General features: G+C 64.3%; 15 protein-coding genes. 8 read left to right on the top strand and 7 right to left on the bottom strand.

Annotated features, from left to right (window positions below):
* Positions 1-24: 24 nt before the first annotated feature.
* Together QZY67_RS05185 and lexA are read left to right on the top strand one after the other, a co-directional pair.
* Positions 25-1,362: a trypsin-like peptidase domain-containing protein gene (locus tag QZY67_RS05185; RefSeq protein ID WP_295368865.1), complete on the top strand. Its 1,338-nt coding sequence runs from the start codon at positions 25-27 to the stop codon at positions 1,360-1,362.
* A 569-nt stretch (positions 1,363-1,931) separates the two neighbouring features.
* Positions 1,932-2,549 (top strand): transcriptional repressor LexA, encoded by a 618-nt coding sequence (gene lexA / locus QZY67_RS05180; RefSeq protein ID WP_294536436.1) that lies wholly within the window; start codon positions 1,932-1,934, stop codon positions 2,547-2,549.
* A gap of 85 nt (positions 2,550-2,634) precedes the next feature.
* On the opposite strand, the gene QZY67_RS05175 is transcribed toward lexA, so the two are convergent.
* Positions 2,635-3,612, bottom strand: a complete 978-nt coding sequence (locus QZY67_RS05175; RefSeq protein WP_295368864.1) for an alpha/beta hydrolase-fold protein — start codon at positions 3,610-3,612, stop codon at positions 2,635-2,637.
* Between the two features lie 371 nt (positions 3,613-3,983).
* Between QZY67_RS05175 and QZY67_RS05170 the strand changes: the two genes are divergently transcribed.
* Genes QZY67_RS05170 through QZY67_RS05160 form a run of 3 tightly spaced genes read left to right on the top strand, consistent with a single transcriptional unit; the run spans position 3,984 to position 5,180 of the window.
* Positions 3,984-4,214: a permease of phosphate ABC transporter gene (locus tag QZY67_RS05170; protein WP_295368863.1), complete on the top strand. Its 231-nt coding sequence runs from the start codon at positions 3,984-3,986 to the stop codon at positions 4,212-4,214.
* Positions 4,215-4,218: 4 nt separating this feature from the next.
* Positions 4,219-4,431, top strand: coding sequence for a DUF6440 family protein (locus QZY67_RS05165; RefSeq protein WP_295368862.1), 213 nt, complete (start codon positions 4,219-4,221; stop codon positions 4,429-4,431).
* Positions 4,428-5,180, top strand: coding sequence for an exodeoxyribonuclease III (locus QZY67_RS05160; RefSeq protein ID WP_295368861.1), 753 nt, complete (start codon positions 4,428-4,430; stop codon positions 5,178-5,180). Before QZY67_RS05165 ends, QZY67_RS05160 begins: the two co-directional genes overlap by 4 nt.
* Positions 5,181-5,399: 219 nt before the next feature.
* Here the strand turns inward: QZY67_RS05160 and QZY67_RS05155 are convergent, their stop codons facing one another.
* The 6 genes from QZY67_RS05155 to QZY67_RS05130 form a co-directional block, all read right to left on the bottom strand.
* A complete protein-coding gene (locus QZY67_RS05155; RefSeq protein ID WP_294536446.1) occupies positions 5,400-6,221 on the bottom strand; it encodes an Mrp/NBP35 family ATP-binding protein in 822 nt (273 codons plus the stop codon).
* Between the two features lie 78 nt (positions 6,222-6,299).
* The gene (locus tag QZY67_RS05150) at positions 6,300-7,238 is read right to left on the bottom strand and encodes a nucleoside kinase (RefSeq protein ID WP_295368860.1); all 939 of its coding nucleotides are present in this window, start codon (positions 7,236-7,238) and stop codon (positions 6,300-6,302) included.
* 2 nt (positions 7,239-7,240) lie between these two features.
* Complete coding sequence (gene hemZ, locus QZY67_RS05145) at positions 7,241-8,725, bottom strand: coproporphyrinogen dehydrogenase HemZ (RefSeq protein WP_295368859.1); 1,485 nt, start codon at positions 8,723-8,725, stop codon at positions 7,241-7,243.
* Positions 8,726-8,753: 28 nt separating this feature from the next.
* Positions 8,754-9,359 carry an MBL fold metallo-hydrolase gene (locus QZY67_RS05140; protein WP_295368858.1) on the bottom strand — a complete coding sequence of 202 codons (606 nt, stop codon included), beginning with the start codon at positions 9,357-9,359 and terminating at the stop codon, positions 8,754-8,756.
* A 30-nt stretch (positions 9,360-9,389) separates the two neighbouring features.
* Positions 9,390-9,833 carry a D-aminoacyl-tRNA deacylase gene (dtd, locus tag QZY67_RS05135; protein ID WP_295368857.1) on the bottom strand — a complete coding sequence of 148 codons (444 nt, stop codon included), beginning with the start codon at positions 9,831-9,833 and terminating at the stop codon, positions 9,390-9,392.
* Positions 9,834-9,862: 29 nt separating this feature from the next.
* Complete coding sequence (locus tag QZY67_RS05130) at positions 9,863-10,930, bottom strand: alanine racemase (protein ID WP_295368856.1); 1,068 nt, start codon at positions 10,928-10,930, stop codon at positions 9,863-9,865.
* Between the two features lie 194 nt (positions 10,931-11,124).
* Between QZY67_RS05130 and QZY67_RS05125 the strand changes: the two genes are divergently transcribed.
* The 3 genes from QZY67_RS05125 (at position 11,125) to mutS (ending at position 16,156) form a co-directional block, all read left to right on the top strand.
* Complete coding sequence (locus QZY67_RS05125; RefSeq protein WP_295368855.1) at positions 11,125-11,760, top strand: hypothetical protein; 636 nt, start codon at positions 11,125-11,127, stop codon at positions 11,758-11,760.
* 161 nt (positions 11,761-11,921) lie between these two features.
* Positions 11,922-13,337, top strand: a complete 1,416-nt coding sequence (gene miaB, locus QZY67_RS05120; protein WP_295368854.1) for a tRNA (N6-isopentenyl adenosine(37)-C2)-methylthiotransferase MiaB — start codon at positions 11,922-11,924, stop codon at positions 13,335-13,337.
* Positions 13,338-13,546: 209 nt separating this feature from the next.
* Positions 13,547-16,156, top strand: a complete 2,610-nt coding sequence (mutS, locus tag QZY67_RS05115) for a DNA mismatch repair protein MutS (RefSeq protein ID WP_295368853.1) — start codon at positions 13,547-13,549, stop codon at positions 16,154-16,156.
* Positions 16,157-16,160 lie beyond the last annotated feature (4 nt).

Below are 16,160 nucleotides of genomic sequence, written 5' to 3'. Positions count from 1 at the left end.
CTCGTGATAGAAGGAGCGACAGTTATGTACTACAGTAATTTCAATCCTGAAAACCGTCCCGAGGAGCAGCAGCCCCAGCAGACCTTTGAGGCCACCTCTTACCGCATTGAGGACGATGTGCGCCCCTCCAAAAAGAAGAAGCGGGTCTGGCCCAAGGTAACCGCCCTTTGCCTGGCGTGCGCCCTGCTGGGCGGCGGCGCAGCCGCTGGAATTATGGCCCTCACCGGCGGGGTGAAGGGAACCACCACCGTCTACCAGGGCGACCGCACCCCCACGGTGGTCAGCGTGTCCAACGTCACCACCAAGGAGCCCCTGACCGCCGCCCAGATTTACGCCACCTACGTCAAAGCCACCGTGGGCATTACCACTGAGATCAACACCAATGTCTACGGCCAGGTGGTCCAGACCGCCGCCTCCGGCTCCGGTTTTGTCATCAGCCAGGACGGCTACATCGTCACCAACTACCACGTCATTGACGAGGCCAGCAAGATCACCGTCACCCTGGTGGACGGCAAGAGCTACGACGCAACCCTGGTGGGGGGCGATGAGGAGAACGATATCGCCGTGCTGAAGGTGGACGCCACCGGCCTGGACACCGTGGTCATCGGCAGCAGCGACAACCTGGTGGTGGGCGATCAGGTCTACGCCATCGGCAACCCCCTGGGCGAGCTGACCTTCTCCCTCACCGGCGGCTATGTCTCCGCCCTGGACCGGAACGTAACCATGAGCGACGGCCGCCGCATGAACTATATCCAGACCGACACGGCCATCAACTCCGGCAACTCCGGCGGCCCCCTCTTTGACCAGTACGGCCAGGTGGTGGGCATCGTGTCCGCCAAGCTTTCCAACAACGGCGACTCCACCGAGGCCTCCGTTGAGGGCGTGGGCTTCGCTATCCCCATTGACAACGTCTGGAACATGATCACCGACATCATGGAGTACGGATATGTCACCGGAAAGCCCTACATGGGCATCATCAACACCAGCGTCAGCGGCGAGGCCCAGCGGTACGGCACCCCCGCCGGAGCCTATGTCCTGGGCGTGGTGGAGGACTCCTGTGCCGCCAAGGCCGGCCTCCAGGAGGGCGACATCATCACCAAGCTGGACGACGCCGACATCACCTCCTCCGACGACCTGCAGAACGCCCTGGCCGACTACCGGGCCGGCGACACCGCCACCCTGACGGTGAGCCGCTCCGGCCAGGTCCAGACCCTGACCATCACCTTTGACGAGCGCACCGACGAGCGGGTGGCGGCCTCCCAGGAGCTCCATGACCAGCTTGAGGAGGAGCAGAACCAGCAGTACAGCAACCAGCAGCAGTACGGAAACGGCGGCGGCATCTTCTGGCCCTTTGGCTGGTAACAGAAAAACAGAGCGGCGCGGTGAAAGCTTCACCGCGCCGCTTCAGTCTGTCGAAAAAGTGGCTTCCGCCACTTTTTCGACAGGAGCTTCATGAAATTTTCACCTCGATTTCTGATGAAATTATGAAATTGTCGGCAAAAATTTCATGAGAAGTGTCATTTTCGAGGCACATGTCCCCGAAAATGACGGATTTTCATTTGATTCCGTCATCTGCGGATGACAGAACTCTGCGAGGCTTCCCCTTCTGGGAGGTTTTTCGACACGCTGAGAGCGGCGCGGTGAAAGCTTCACCGCGCCGCTTGGTTTTCCTCCGGCGCAGGAAGTTGGTTTTCGGCGGCACAGGCGGTGTGCAGACCGGCGGAGAACAAATCCAATCCGGGAGCTGCGGCTGTCTTGCGTTATTTCATAAATTTCGAAAAAAAGAAGAAACAATTTAGAACGAATGTTTGCATTTTTGAAAAGCATGTGGTATAATGACATACACCGAGACGAAAAGAAAACACGGCGCACAGTCCCTTTTATGGGGCTGCGCCCCCTGCCGCCGGCAGACCAGACAAGGAGGGCTCACAATGAGGATACTCTCTCCCAAGCAGCAGCAGATTTACGACTATATCGTGTCCTTCCAGGCCGACCACGGCTATCCCCCGTCCGTCCGCGAGATTGGCGAGGCGGTGGGGCTCAAGTCCCCCTCCACGGTTCATTTTCACCTGAAGGGGCTGGAGGAGAAGGGGCTTATCATCAAGGCCGAGGGCAAGACCCGGGCCATCACCGTCAGCGGCTCCACGGGGCGGCCCATCGCCGAGGAGGAGAACCCCAGCGCCAATCGGGTGCCCGTGGTGGGCAATGTGGCCGCCGGATCCCCCATCCTGGCCGAGGAGTGCATTGAGGACTATCTCACCTTTGACACCGGCGGACTGGCCGGTGAGCACTTCGCCCTGAAGGTGCGGGGAGAGTCCATGCTGAGGGCGGGCATCCTGCCCGGAGATCTGGTGGTGGTCCACCGCCAGCCCGAGGCCCACAGCGGTGAGATTGTGGTGGCCCTCTTTGAGGACGAGGCCACGGTCAAGACCCTCCGCTGGAAGGACGGGCACCCCTGGCTCATGCCGGAGAATCCGGACTACCAGCCCATTGACGGCGCGGGGGCGGAGATCCTGGGCAAGGTTGTGGCCGTGGTGCGCAAGTACTGAGACAGCTTTTTCCAACAGAAGAACAGCCCCGCCGTCCGCATGAGCTGCGGGCGGCGGGGCTGCTTTTTGTATACGATGGGGGCGCTTACTCCTGGCCCTGGAGCACGGATCCGGCAAACTGAAGGGCCTTGGTGGTGGCGGGCTCCCAGAAGGTCCAGGCGTGGACGCCCTCGGGCTCCACGGAGAGCTGGGCGTCAGGGGCCGCAGTGAGGAGCTGATCATAGAAGCCCTGGACCTCGGAGATGTCCACGGTAGTGTCCGCGTCGCCGCTGATGACGTAGAAGGACACGGGGCTGTTCTTGGCGGTGTAGTCCTCCAGGTAGGAGGCGGGATAGAAGGACTCCCACAGGCTCTGGGAGAAGTTGGCGTCGCCCTCGGGGAACACGTGCCAGTTGTCGTACAGGTCGTTGCCCTTGGTGGGCTCGGCCCACACGGCGGGAGAGATGAGCAGGGCGGCGGAGAAGAGCTCGGGATACTTCAGGGCAAAGCGGGCCGCGCCGTAGCCGCCCATGGAGATGCCGCCGATGATCCGGCCCTCCTTGGAGGTGTCGGCACGGTAAAGCGACTCGATCTGGGGGAACAGGTCGTTGATGAAGGCGGACTCCATGTCCAGGGCGGGTCCGTCGATGTAGTAGGAGTTGAAACCGTCGGGGAACACCACAATGGCCTCGGGCATCTGGCCGCTCTCAATCAGGCTGTCCATAATCTCGGGGGTGGAGAAGCGCTCCACCAGGTTACGGTGGTTGCCGAAGGCTCCGTGGAGCAGGTAGATGACCGGATAGGTCTTGTCGGCGTTGGCCGGGTCATCATAGCCCCGGGGCAGGTAGATGGTATAATTCCAGTCCAGCTTCAAGGTTTCGGAGTAGAGCGTGGGGGCCAGGCAGTAGCTGGCGTACTCCTCCTCGGGTTGGGCGCTGGCGGAGGGCTGGACGGACTGGCTCACCGGGGCCGAGGGGGCGGGGCTGCCCGCCCCTTCGGCGGGCTGCTGAGCGCAGCCGGCGGTACCGGCCAGCAGGGCGGCGGCCAGCAGAAGAGCGGAAATTTTATTGTATTTCAACTTCATTGTATATGCTCCTTCCCAATGGAACAGATGCTTTATTCCTTTGCCGCCTGCCTCCCGCCGGGCCCGGATCAGGAGGGCGGAGGCGGCCATACTGCGGCGGAAACGGGCGTCCCCACCTGCCGCTCTTGCATTTAAAATACGCTTGGGCTTTTGAAAAGTCAATTTCTAAAACTGAAATATTGTTTCATAAGCAGCCGCCGTTAAAGATGAGAAAAATTGTGCAGATTATATAAAAACAATGTCTTGTGGGCCGGGCGTTTCCCGGAGCAGAGGGTAAAAATTCTGGGGAGTGATTTACTGGGCCCGGATGGCCGTGGTATAATACAGCTCAGATATACTTCCGCCCGGCGGAAGGAAAGGAGCGCTAAGCCATGAAAAAGCTCATTGCTGCGGGAAACCTGTACCTGAAAAAGATGGACCTGACCGACATCGCCCTGCTCAAGCTGTGCCTGGGGGCCCTGGGTGTGCTCATCGGCCTGGGCGCCGCCCGAAAGCACCGGAAGAGCGCCGGTGTGCTGGCAGGGCTGGTGTTCTGCCTGACCTATCTGCCCCTGATGGGCCGTTTTTTCCGGGCCATCGTGACCGGGGACGAGGAGGAATAAGAGAATGGCAAAAACGGACAAGCGGTTTCAGGTGATCCGCCGGGAGGCCCCGGCGGGCGGCTTTGCAATGGAGACGGTCATTTTGGTGGACACCCTCACCGGCGTGCTCTACCTCCAGGTGGTCAACGGGTACGGCGGCGGGCTCACTCCCCTGCTGGACCGGGACGGCAGGCCGGTGATCTGGGACAGCGCGCAGCCTCTGGAGGACCTGGATTGAAACTGGTATCGTGGAATGTAAACGGCCTGCGGGCCTGCCTGGGGAAGGGCTTTCTGGACGCCTTTTCCGCCCTGGACGCGGATATCTTCTCCATTCAGGAGACCAAGATGCAGCCCGGCCAGGCGGAGCTGGACCTGCCCGGCTACCAGCAGTACTGGAACAGCGCCGAGAAGAAGGGCTACTCCGGCACGGCGGTGTTCACCCGGCTGGAGCCCCTGAACGTGACCTGCGGCATTGGCTCTGAGGAGCACGACAGGGAGGGCCGGGCCATCACCCTGGAGTTTGAGGACTTTTACCTGGTCAACTGCTACGTGCCCAACGCCCAGCGGGAGCTGACCCGCCTGGACTGGCGCATGGAGTGGGAGGACGCCCTGCGGGAGTACCTGCTGGGGCTGGACAGCAGAAAGCCGGTGATCTACTGCGGGGACCTGAACGTGGCCCACCAGGAGATCGACCTGAAAAACGCCAAGTCCAACCGGGGCAACGCGGGCTTTACCGACGAGGAGCGCTCCAAGCTGACGGAGCTGTTGGAGGCTGGGTTCGTGGACTCCTTCCGCCACCTGTACCCCGACAAAACCGGGGCCTACTCCTGGTGGAGCTACATGTTCCACGCCCGGGAGAAGAACGCGGGGTGGCGCATCGACTACTTTCTTGTCTCAAGGTCCATTGCGGACAAAATCAACGACAGCGTCATCCACCCGGAGATCATGGGCAGCGACCACTGCCCGGTGGAGCTGGATATCTTCTAAGACTTCGAAAAAGGCGTGAGCTTTTTTCGAGGGGGATTGCAGGCCGCCTGCGGGCGGCCGCCCCCTCGTGCTCCACTGCCCGCTTCAGGCGGGTGCGTTTCGACGGAGGTTTTTCAATGCGCAGAGCGCCCTGCTGTGGAAACCACAGCAGGGCGCTCTGCGTTTTGATTCCGGAGGAAGGGGAATTTGTCCCCATTCCGGCGGCTTCATGTGGAAAACTTACTGGTCCAGGGCCTCGGCCACGCCCATGAGATAGTTGGGCTCGAACTTCTCAATCTCACCCTTGTCACAGGCGGCGGCCACGGCGGGGTCGATGGGCAGGCGGGCCAATACCTTCAGCCCCAGCTCCCCGGCCACCTGGTCGATGTGGCTCTCGCCGAAGACGGCGTGCTCCCTGCCGCAGTCGGGGCACTTGAAGTAGCTGTAATTCTCCACCAGGCCCAGGACGGGGATGTCCATCAGGCCGGCCATCTTCACCGCCTTGGTGACGATCATGCTCACCAGGTCCTGGGGAGAGGTGACCACGATGATGCCGTCCACGGGCAGGGACTGGAACACGGTCAGGGGCACGTCGCCCGTTCCGGGGGGCATGTCCACGAACATGTAGTCCACGTCGCCCCAGACCACGTCGGTCCAGAACTGCTTGACGGTGCCGGCGATGACGGGGCCCCGCCACACCACCGGGTCGGTCTCGTGCTCCACCAGCAGGTTCAGGCTCATGACCTCAATGCCGGTCTCGGACACGGCGGGATTGATGCCCAGGTCGGAGCCGGTGGCCCGCTCGTGGAGGTTGAAGGCGGTGGGGATGGAGGGCCCGGTGATGTCGGCGTCCAGGATGGCCACCTTCTTGCCCCGGCGGCGCATGGCCACGGCCAGGGAGGAGGTCACCAGGCTCTTGCCCACGCCGCCCTTGCCGCTGACCACGGCGATGACCTTGCCGATCTTGGACAGGGGGTTGGCAGGGGCCAGCAGGCTCTGGGGCGCGGTGCGCTCCCCGCAGTTCTCGCCGCAGGAGGAGCAGTCGTGCGTACACTCAGACATGGAAAAATCCTTCCTTTATCTTAAAAAATTTCACGGTTTCGGTTGGTGTATGAGAAAACAGCGGAAAAAAGCCGTTACTCAGCGGTATTTGTAGCTGCCGCCGCCGATGAATTCCCGCAGCAGGGAGTCCCTGGCCACCATGGCCGGGTCCACCGCCTCAAAGGCGTCGAAGGCGTGGATCAGGTCCAGCAGCTCGCTCCGGCGCTGGTTCTCCGCCGGTACGGCCTGGAGCATGGGCAGGGCATAGTGCTTCATGACAGGGACCTCGTAGCGCAGGGAGGAGTCGATGATCACGTCGGCCTTGTTCTTGAAGGGGGAGATGTACAGCTTCTCCCCCCGGCGGACGTTGGCCCACATGTCCAGGGTGGCGGCGATGTCGGTGCCCCGGAAGTTGTAGTCCCGGACGGCCCGGCGGGTCAGCCGCATCCAGGTGCCCTTGAACACCACCCTGTCCCCGTCGCACACGTTGCTGCGGGCGGAGATATACAGCTTGGTGGCCTGGGGGTGGCGGCCGGCGATGTCGTCGTTGAGGGCGTGGATGCCCTCGAAGATGGCGATCTCGTTCTTCTCCAGCCGCAGAGGGGTGCCCCGGGCGTCGTTGCGCATCTGGCGGGCAAACTCGAACTTGGGGATGATGACCTCCTCCCCTTTGGCCAGCCTGGCGAAGGTCTCGCCCAGCAGCTCCATGTCCAGGCACTTGGGGGACTCGTAGTCGATGTCCCCCTCCGGCGTCCGGGGGGCGGTGCGGGGGTTCATGGTCTTGAAGTAGTTGTCCATGGAGATGGTGTGGGTGGAGATGCCCCGCTTCTCCAGCTCCTCCTCCAGCTTGAGGGCGGTGGTGGTCTTGCCCGAGCCGGAGGGCCCGGACAGCAGCACAATGGGGCTCGCCTGGGCCCGTTTGGCGATGGTGTCGGCGGCGGAGACCACCCGGCGGTGGAAGCTCTCGTCGCACTCGGCCAGGAACCCGGCGGCGTCGGCGCGGATGCGGTCGTTGATCTCATGCAGAGAGTAGGACATAGCTACCTCCTTTCGGCGGCGTAAAAGTCCGCCAGCTTCTCCTTGTCGGCAATAATCCTGTCAATGGTGTTGATATATTCATATGGGTACTTGGGGTCGGAGATGCGCTCAATGCGCCCGGCGGTCCGGTCCACCAGCTTGGTGACGCCGCCGCCGCCCAGAGCCAGCACGGTGTGCAGCTCCTCCATCATGCAGATGTTGTAGAGGTTCTCAAACCCGGGCTTGGTCCAGCCCACGTTCTCAAAGGACCCGGACATGTACTTCTGCCGGTACAGGTAGTAGGGCACGTAGCCCGCACCCCGCAGGGTGGTCCAGGCGTAGTCCAGCATGGCAGCCACATCCTCCGCCGTGGGCAGGCTTCCCCCCTCGGTCATGAGCCGGGAGCCCTTCTTCAGGGCCAGGGTGTGGACGGTGATGTTGGCCGGACCCATGGCGAGCACCTGGTCCAGGGTGGAGCGGAAGCCCAACCGGCTGTCCTCGGGCAGGCCGGCGATGAGGTCCATGTTCACGCAGGGGATGCCGGAGGCCTCCACCAGCTCATAGGCCCGGAGGATGTCCGCCGCCGTGTGGGAGCGGCCCATGGCCTTCAGCACCTCATCCCGCATGGACTGGGGGTTCACCGACACCCGGTCGGCCCCGTTCTCCTTGAGCGCGGCCAGCTTTTCCGCCGTGATGGTGTCCGGCCGGCCGGCCTCCACGGTGTACTCGGTGCAGCGGGACAGGTCGATGTGGGCGCGGATGTGGCCCATCAGGGCGGCGAGCTGCTCCGCCGACAGCGTGGTGGGAGTGCCGCCGCCGATGTACACCGTGCGGACATGGAGGCCCTGGCGCTCCAGCAGGTCCCCGGCGGCCTCCACCTCCCGGAACAGCGCCTCCAGGTAGGGGGGCAGCAGCTTGAGGGCCTTGCCCACGTCGGCGGACACAAAGGAGCAGTAGGCACAGCGGGTGGGGCAGAAGGGAATGCCCACATAGAGGGAGATCTCGTCCTCCTTCAGGCTGCTCAGGGCGGCCAGGCTGGCCCGGGCGCAGTCCATGGCCAGGCGGCGGCGGACCGGGGTCACGCGGTAGGTGTCCCGCAGCACCGCCTCGGCCCGGGCCGGAGTCTCCCCCCGCAGCAGGGCCTTGGTGGGGATCTTCACCGGCCGCACGCCGGTGAGGGCCCCCCAGGGGGGCTCCTTCCCCAGCACCTGCACGGCAGCCCGGTAGAAGGACAGCTTCAGCGCCTTCTGCAAGGCCCGATCCAGCTCCACCTGGCCGGTGACGCCCGCGGTCTTCACCCGGCAGGCGCCCACGGCGGATTTCCCTTCCCAGGTGAGGGCGGTGCGGCCGGTGGCCCACTGCGCCCCCCGGAAGAGGGTGATATGGGCCTGGTCCTCCCCCTCGTCTGCCGGCTCCTCCGGGTAGAGGGGCCGCTGGCCGGGGAAGAGGGTGAGCATGATCTGCTCGCAGGCGTATTTGTAATCGTGGCCGGTGAGATAGAGTTTCATGGATGCGTACCTTTCCGGCGGGAGGGGGTCACTGGCCCAGGGCCTCCCGCATGTAGTAGTTGCTCTTTCGCTCGGTCTCCAGGGTGGAGAGGGCGTCGTGGCCGGGGCAGACTTTGTAGTCCCCCGGCAGGGCGGCAAGCCGCCTGAGGGAGTCCATCAGCTGGTCGTAGCTGCCGCCGGGCAGGTCGGTGCGGCCCATGGAGCCCCGGAACAGGGTGTCCCCGGTGAAGAGGGTGTCCCCTACCTTCAGGCTCACGCCGCCGGGGGTGTGGCCGGGGGTGTGGAGGACCTCCACGGTCAGCCCGCCCACCGAGACGCGGTCCCCGTCAACATAGTCCTCCGTGGGGCCGGGGTCGGGGATGAGGGCGCCGTCCCGTATCGCCCTGTCCGCCGGGTGGAGGTACACCGGCACGCCGGGCAGGGCCCTGCGCAGCTCGGGCAGGGCGCCCACGTGGTCGTAGTGGCCGTGGGTCAAAAATATGGCGGACACCGTCAGACCCAGGTCCCCCACGGCGGCGAGAATCCCGGCGGCATCCCCGCCCGGGTCCACGATGGCGCCAAGTTTGGCGGCGTCATCGCCGAAAATATAACAGTTTGTGCCAATGGGGGGCACGGAAAGCTGCTTGAAAATCATGTTCAGCACCTCGCTTGCGTTCATGGGGTGTTACATATGGTCGGTGTCGAAAAGAATGGTGACCGGGCCGTCATTTTGCGAGAACACCTGCATGTCCGCCCCAAATTCGCCGTGCTCCACCTGGAAGCCCCGGGCGCGGCAGGCGTCCATAAAGCCCTCATAGAGGGGGATGGCCACATCGGGCTTGGCCGCACCGGTGAAGCCGGGACGGCGGCTCTTGGTGTCGGCGTACAGGGTGAACTGGCTCACCACCAGCAGGCTGCCGCCCACGGCGGCCAGGTTCAGGTTCATCTTGCCGTTTTCGTCCTCAAAGACCCGCAGGCCGCACACCTTGTCGGCCATCTTCTCGGCCTGGGCCATGGTGTCCTCCGGGGCCACCCCCAGCAGCACCAGGAAGCCCTGGCCAATCTGTCCGTTGATTCTTCCCTCGATCTCCACCGAGGCGTTTTTTACTCTGGTGACAACCGCGCGCATGCCGTCAAAATCCTCTCTTTATCTGAAAATCAGCGGTACTCCCGGACAAAACCCCGGGCGTACATGGGGTCAATGTCAAAGTGGACCAGGTCCCCGGCGGAGCACTTCATGTCGGTCACGTCCAGCAGGGTCTCCATGGCGCCGATGCGGCCGATGACCTTCACCTTCTCTCCGCCGATGCGGACGGTGAGGCGCCTGCCCCGCAGCCACCGGCGGATGGCGGCCCAGAAGCCGGGGTCCCGCACCCGGGCCACGCCGAAGCCGTTCTGGTACCCCACCGGCAGCACCCCCACCCGGGTGGGCCGCCTGAGGGTGACGGGCTGCTCGCCGCCCACGGTGTGGCCCGCCGGGAGCCAGCGGACCTCCTCCAGGGAGGCCTCGCCGTACCCCACCCGCTGGAGGCCGTCCCCCTTGGTGCGGCGGCACCGGCCCAGCAGCACCGACCCGGCCCGCACCGCGTCCAGCAGGGCGTCGTCGTAGTGGAGCAGGGCGAAGGAGCCGGCGGCGTGGACCGTGCCCGTCTCAAACCCGGCGGCGCGGATGGCCTCCAGCAGGCTCTGGAAGGCCTGGATCTGGACGGCGGCATCCTTCCCGTCGGCCTTCACCGAGTGGAGCTGGGTGTAGATGCCCGAGATGGCCACGTTGGGCAGGTTGCGGTAGGCGGAGAGCACCTTCTCCGGCTCGGCGCACAAAAAGCCGCCGAAGCCCAGGCCGGTGTCCACCTGGATGTGGGCCTCGGCCACGGTGGAGCGGCTCTCGGCCAGGCCGTTGAGGGCCAGACCTGCGTCAATGGAGCCGATGGTGCACACCGCGTTCACGTCCACCAGCTGCTCCAGCTCCTCCCGGTCGGCGGTGGAGCGGAGCATGAGGATTTCCTCGTCCACAAAGCCCGCTTTGCGCAATGCGGCGGCGTCCGCCGCCTCGGACACGGCAAAGCGGCCGATGCCCTCGTCCCGCAGGAGCCTGGCCATGTCCACCAGGCCCGCGCCCCCCGCGTCCCCGGTGAGGGCGGCGTAGATGGCGGCGCTGCCCGCCCGGGCTTTGACCACGGCGATGTTCTGCTTGACTGCCTGTCTCTCTATAATCAGGGCTTTCATGGCTGCGCCGCCTTTCCAACACAATATTTCAATTTATTATACCCTTGAAAAGCGGAAGCGTCAACGCCGGAGGGGCGGCTTTGGGACAGAGAAAAGGGTCCGGGGCTATTGAGGCCCGCTGTGAAAACATGATATAATAATCATAGAGAAGGCCCCGGGAAAATGGCAGCAACAGCGGAGGGAGGAGACGCAACATGACGCTGATACAAAACGTCCCCATGATTGTCTACATCGCCATGGGCGCGGTGGTGGCCATCTGCATCGCCCTGCTCTATTTCCTGCTCCACAAGGGGGAGAAGAAAAAGCGCCTCATCTCCGCCGGGTGCATGGTCCTGTGCGCGGCCTATCTGGTCTGGTTCTACTTCCCCTACCGCTTTCCCGCCGACCCGGAGCGGGTACGGATGGAGCCCTTCTACACGGAGGAGGAGGTCCGCACCGGTCAGATGCCTGTGTTCGTCGAAGTGTCGCTGGGGGGCGGGGATGATCTGGAGATCACCGAGGAGGAGGCCCGGGAGATTGTGGAGCTGAGCAACGGCCTGCTGTTCCGCCGGAGCATGTTCCGCATTTCCGGGGACGACGCCCTGAACTTCCCGCCGGTGAGAGCGGGCGTGCACACCTCGCCGGAAAACGAGTACATCCACGTGCGGGTTACCAGCCACAACGGGCCGTTCATGTCCGTGCTCTGCGCCCTGGGGGAGAAGGGCTTTGGCGACTACGGCGGCATTCACTGCATTGAGACCGCCTACAGCCGGGTCTACGGCGCGGAGCCGCTGGTGGCGTACATCCGGGACCTGGCCATCCGGTACGGCATCCAGCCGCCGGAGTGGTGACGGCGCAAATCCGCTGAGGAGCACATACGGGGGAGCGTCTGCCATGGGGCAGGCGCTCCCCTTTTCTGCGCCCTGTGTAAAAAAACAGGGCGCATCCTTGTTTTTAAAGCGGGAAAATGCTATAATTCTATATTCAGACACTATGATTTGGAGGAAGTACCGTGGAGCGAAAGACCACCCATATCCCCCCCGAGGACATCGCCCGCCAGCGGGGCTACTGCGGGGCCATCAAAGAGATCAATTCCCGCTTCGCCAAGGCCCCCCTGGCCTTTGTGGACACCTACGGCTGCCAGCAGAACGAGGCCGACTCGGAGCGCATCCGGGGCTACCTGAAGGAGATGGGCTACGGCTTCACCCAGGACGAGAAGGAGGCCGCCGTCATCGTCATCAACACCTGCGCCATCCGGGAGCACGCCGAGCAGCGGGTGCTGGGCAACGTGGGCGCCCTGGTGCACACCAAGCGGAAAAACCCCAACCAGATCATCTGCCTGTGCGGCTGCATGGTGCAGGAGCCCCACAACGCGGCCAAGATCCGCACCTCCTACCGGCATGTGGACATGGTCTTCGGCCCCCACGCCCTGTGGCGGTTCCCCGAGTTCCTCTACCGCATCCTCACCCGCCGGGGCCGCATCTTTGAGACCGCCGACGACCCCGGTTCCATCGCCGAGGGCATCCCGGTGGTGCGGCAGAACGGGGTGAAGGCCTGGGTGTCCATCATGTACGGGTGCAACAACTTCTGCTCCTACTGCATTGTGCCCTATGTCCGGGGCCGGGAGCGCAGCCGTGACCCGGAGGTCATTCTCGCCGAGGTGGAGGAGCTGGCAAAGGCCGGGTACAAGGAGATCACCCTCCTGGGCCAGAACGTCAACTCCTACGGCAAAGACCTGCCAGAGCCCATGGACTTCGCCGAATTGCTGCGGAAGGTCAACGCCGTCCCCGGCGACTTCCTCATCCGCTTCATGACCAGCCACCCCAAGGACGCCACCGAGAAGCTCTTTGACGCCATGGCTCAGTGCGAGAAGGTGGCCCCCGTCATCCACCTGCCCGTCCAGGCGGGCAACAACCGGGTGCTCAAGGCCATGAACCGGGTCTACACCCGTGAAATATACCTGGAGAAGGTGCGGGCGCTCCGCGCCCGCATCCCCGACATCGTCCTCACCAGCGACATCATCGTGGGCTTCCCCGGGGAGACCACCGAGGAGTTTGAGGACACCCTGTCCCTCCTGCGGGAGGTGGAGTACGACGCCCTGTTCACCTTCATCTACTCCCCCCGGGAGGGTACCCCCGCCGCCAAGATGCCCGACCCCATGAGCAAGGAGGAGAAGTCGGCCAACTTCCAGCGGCTGGTGGACCTGCAGAACGAGATTTCCCTGAAAAAGCACCAGGCCTATGAGGGCAAGACCATCCGCTGCCTGGTGGACGGCCGCAGCGACGACCCCCGCAACAACCTGACCGCCCGCACACCCGGCGGACGGCTGGTCCACTTCACCGGGGACGAGAAGCTCATCGGCACCTATCAGAATCTGACCATCACCGGCTGCTCCACCTGGGCCCTGTTTGGAGACCTGGCGGAGTAAGCAGCCTCGCAGAGTTCGCGCCCGCAGGCGCGAATGAATTGCAATCGGTTTTCCCCGGCGACATGCGCGTCGGGGAAAACACAGCTCAGCCCGCAAGTGTGGGCTTTGGCCTTCCGGGCCAAAGCGTGCGCGCGGCGGGCTGCAGCCTGCTCGAAACAGCGGTTTCACCGCTGTTTCGAAACTCTCAGAGAGAAAAGGAGCGCGTACCCATGCCCGCTGAAACCACCCCCATGATGCGCCAGTACATCCGCATGAAGGAGCTCCACCCGGACTGCCTGCTCTTCTTCCGGCTGGGCGACTTCTACGAGATGTTCAATGAGGACGCCAAGGTAGCCTCCCGTGAGCTGGAGCTGACCCTCACCTCCCGGGACCGGAGCAAGCCCGCCGAGGAGCGCACCCCCATGTGCGGCGTGCCCTACCACAGCGCCGACGCCTATATTGCCCGGCTCATCGCCAAGGGGTACAAGGTGGCCATCTGCGAGCAGATGGAGGACCCCGCCACCGCCAAGGGTCTGGTGGACCGGGACATCATCCGCATCGTCACCCCCGGCACCCTCATGGACGCCTCCATGCTGGAGGAGGGCCGCAACAACTACATCTGCGCCGTGTACGCCGACTCCAACGGCGCGGCCCTAGCAGTGTGCGACCTGTCCACCGGCGAGTTCTCCGCCACCCCCTATACCGATTCCGCCCGGGCCGAGCATTTGTTCAACGACCTGGGGGCCTACAGGCCCCGGGAGGCGGTGCTGTCCGATGGGGCATTTGCCGACGCCGCCCTCACGGAGTTCCTGACCAAGAAGCTGGAGTGCCGCTGCGAGAACGGCGGGGAGGCCCGGTTCCGGCCCGACGTGGCCCGGGAGACCCTGGCCCGCACCATCGCCGACCTGCCGGGGGAGGGGGACGCCGCCGAGGCCCTGGCCGTCCAGGCCGCCGGCGGCCTGCTCTCCTACCTCTACGAGACCCAGAAGACCGACCTGTCCCATATCGCCGCCCTCACCGTCCACTCCGCCGCCGCCCGGCCCTCCATGGAGCTGGACCTGACCGCCCGGCGCACCCTGGAGCTGACCGAGACCATGCGGGGCAAGGAGAAGAAGGGCAGCCTGCTGTGGGTGCTGGACAAGACCAGGACCGCCATGGGCCACCGGCTCATCCGCACCTGGCTGGAACAGCCCCTTCTCTCCCCTGTGGCCATCAACCGGCGGCTGGAGGCGGTGAAGGCTCTGGTGGACGACCCCATCGCCCGGGACGAGATTGTCCTCTGTCTGCGGGAGATCACCGACCTGGAGCGGCTCATCGGCCGCATTGTGTACGGCACCGCCGGCGGCCGGGATCTGGCCGCGCTGGCGGCGGGCCTGGGGAAGCTGCCCGACCTGCGGGCTCTGCTGGAGCCCTTCTCCGCCGGGCTGCTGCCCTCATTGCGGCAGGAGCTGGACGACCTGGCCGACCTGCGGGGGCTTATCACCTCCGCCATTGACGACGACCCGCCCTTCTCCGTTCGGGAAGGCGGCTTCATCCGGGCGGGCTACAACACCGACGTGGACTATCTCCGCAACATCATGACCAACGGCAAGGGCATGGTGGCCGAGGTGGAGGCCCGGGAGAAGGAGAAGACCGGCATCAAGAGCCTGAAAGTGGGCTACAACAAGGTATTCGGCTACTACATCGAGGTGTCCAAGTCTTACTATAACCAAGTGCCCGACACCTACATCCGCAAGCAGACCCTGGCCAACTGCGAGCGGTACATCACCCAGGAGCTCAAGGACATGGAGCACACCATCCTCTCCGCCCAGGACCGCTTGGTTGCCCTGGAGTACCAGCTCTTCTGCGACGTACGGGAAAAGACGGCGGCACGGGTCCGGGAGATCCAGCGCTCCGCCCGGGCGGTGGCCGCCCTGGACGTGCTCTCCTCCTTCGCCTGCGTGGCGGCGGACAACCACTACTGCATGCCGGTGGTGGACCTGTCCGACCGGCTGGACATTGAGGAGGGCCGCCACCCGGTGGTGGAGAAGATGCTGAAAAATTCCCTCTTCGTCCCCAACGACGCCCACATGGACGGCGGGGAGAACCTGGTGGCCATCATCACCGGCCCCAACATGGCGGGCAAGTCCACCTACATGCGCCAGGTGGCCCTCATCGCCCTCATGGCCCAGATGGGCTCCTTTGTGCCCGCAAAGTCGGCCCACATCGGCATTGTGGACCGGGTGTTTACCCGCATCGGCGCCAGCGACGACCTGGCCGCCGGACAGTCCACCTTCATGGTGGAGATGACCGAGGTGGCCGAGCTGCTCAGGAACGCCACCTCCAAATCCCTGCTGATTCTGGACGAGATTGGCCGGGGCACCTCCACCTACGACGGCATGTCCATCGCCCGGGCGGTGCTGGAATACTGCGCCGACAGGAAGCGGCTGGGGGCCAAGACCCTCTTCGCCACCCACTACCACGAGATTACCTGCCTGGAGGGACAGATTCCGGGCGTGAAGAACTACAACATCGCCGCCAAGAAGCGCAAGGGCGACGTGATTTTCCTGCGGAAGATTGTCCGGGGCGGCGCCGACCAGAGCTACGGCGTGGAGGTGGCCAGGCTGGCGGGTGTGCCCGAGCGGGTCATCACCCGTGCCCGGGAGATTCTGGAGGAGCTGGAGAGCGGCCAGGGCCCCTGTGCCGTCCCTGCCGCCGCCCCCAAGGCGGACGACGGCCAGATCTCCCTTACCGACATGGGGGGCGGCGAGGTGCTGGACCGCCTGCGCATGGTGGACATCAACACCCTCACCCCCATTGAGGCCATGAACCTGATTTACGAACTGAAGCAGAGATTATAACCAT

It is taken from the genome of uncultured Pseudoflavonifractor sp., assembly GCA_904419835.1.
Classification (GTDB): Bacteria; Bacillota; Clostridia; order Oscillospirales; family Oscillospiraceae; genus Pseudoflavonifractor.
This window is presented reverse-complemented; position numbering and strand designations above follow the sequence as displayed.

What these genes read in the sequence shown, in the direction of transcription:
- QZY67_RS05170 (WP_295368863.1), top strand. Translation starts at nt 3,984, where the DNA reads ATGAAAAAGCTCATTGCTGCGGGAAACCTGTACCTGAAAAAGATGGAC.
- QZY67_RS05165 (WP_295368862.1), top strand. Translation starts at nt 4,219, where the DNA reads ATGGCAAAAACGGACAAGCGGTTTCAGGTGATCCGCCGGGAGGCCCCG.
- hemZ (WP_295368859.1), bottom strand. Translation starts at nt 8,725, where the DNA reads ATGAAACTCTATCTCACCGGCCACGATTACAAATACGCCTGCGAGCAG.
- mutS (WP_295368853.1), top strand. Translation starts at nt 13,547, where the DNA reads ATGCCCGCTGAAACCACCCCCATGATGCGCCAGTACATCCGCATGAAG.
- QZY67_RS05125 (WP_295368855.1), top strand. Translation starts at nt 11,125, where the DNA reads ATGACGCTGATACAAAACGTCCCCATGATTGTCTACATCGCCATGGGC.
- QZY67_RS05185 (WP_295368865.1), top strand. Translation starts at nt 25, where the DNA reads ATGTACTACAGTAATTTCAATCCTGAAAACCGTCCCGAGGAGCAGCAG.
- QZY67_RS05175 (WP_295368864.1), bottom strand. Translation starts at nt 3,612, where the DNA reads ATGAAGTTGAAATACAATAAAATTTCCGCTCTTCTGCTGGCCGCCGCC.
- dtd (WP_295368857.1), bottom strand. Translation starts at nt 9,833, where the DNA reads ATGCGCGCGGTTGTCACCAGAGTAAAAAACGCCTCGGTGGAGATCGAG.
- QZY67_RS05155 (WP_294536446.1), bottom strand. Translation starts at nt 6,221, where the DNA reads ATGTCTGAGTGTACGCACGACTGCTCCTCCTGCGGCGAGAACTGCGGG.
- QZY67_RS05140 (WP_295368858.1), bottom strand. Translation starts at nt 9,359, where the DNA reads ATGATTTTCAAGCAGCTTTCCGTGCCCCCCATTGGCACAAACTGTTAT.
- QZY67_RS05150 (WP_295368860.1), bottom strand. Translation starts at nt 7,238, where the DNA reads ATGTCCTACTCTCTGCATGAGATCAACGACCGCATCCGCGCCGACGCC.
- QZY67_RS05130 (WP_295368856.1), bottom strand. Translation starts at nt 10,930, where the DNA reads ATGAAAGCCCTGATTATAGAGAGACAGGCAGTCAAGCAGAACATCGCC.
- lexA (WP_294536436.1), top strand. Translation starts at nt 1,932, where the DNA reads ATGAGGATACTCTCTCCCAAGCAGCAGCAGATTTACGACTATATCGTG.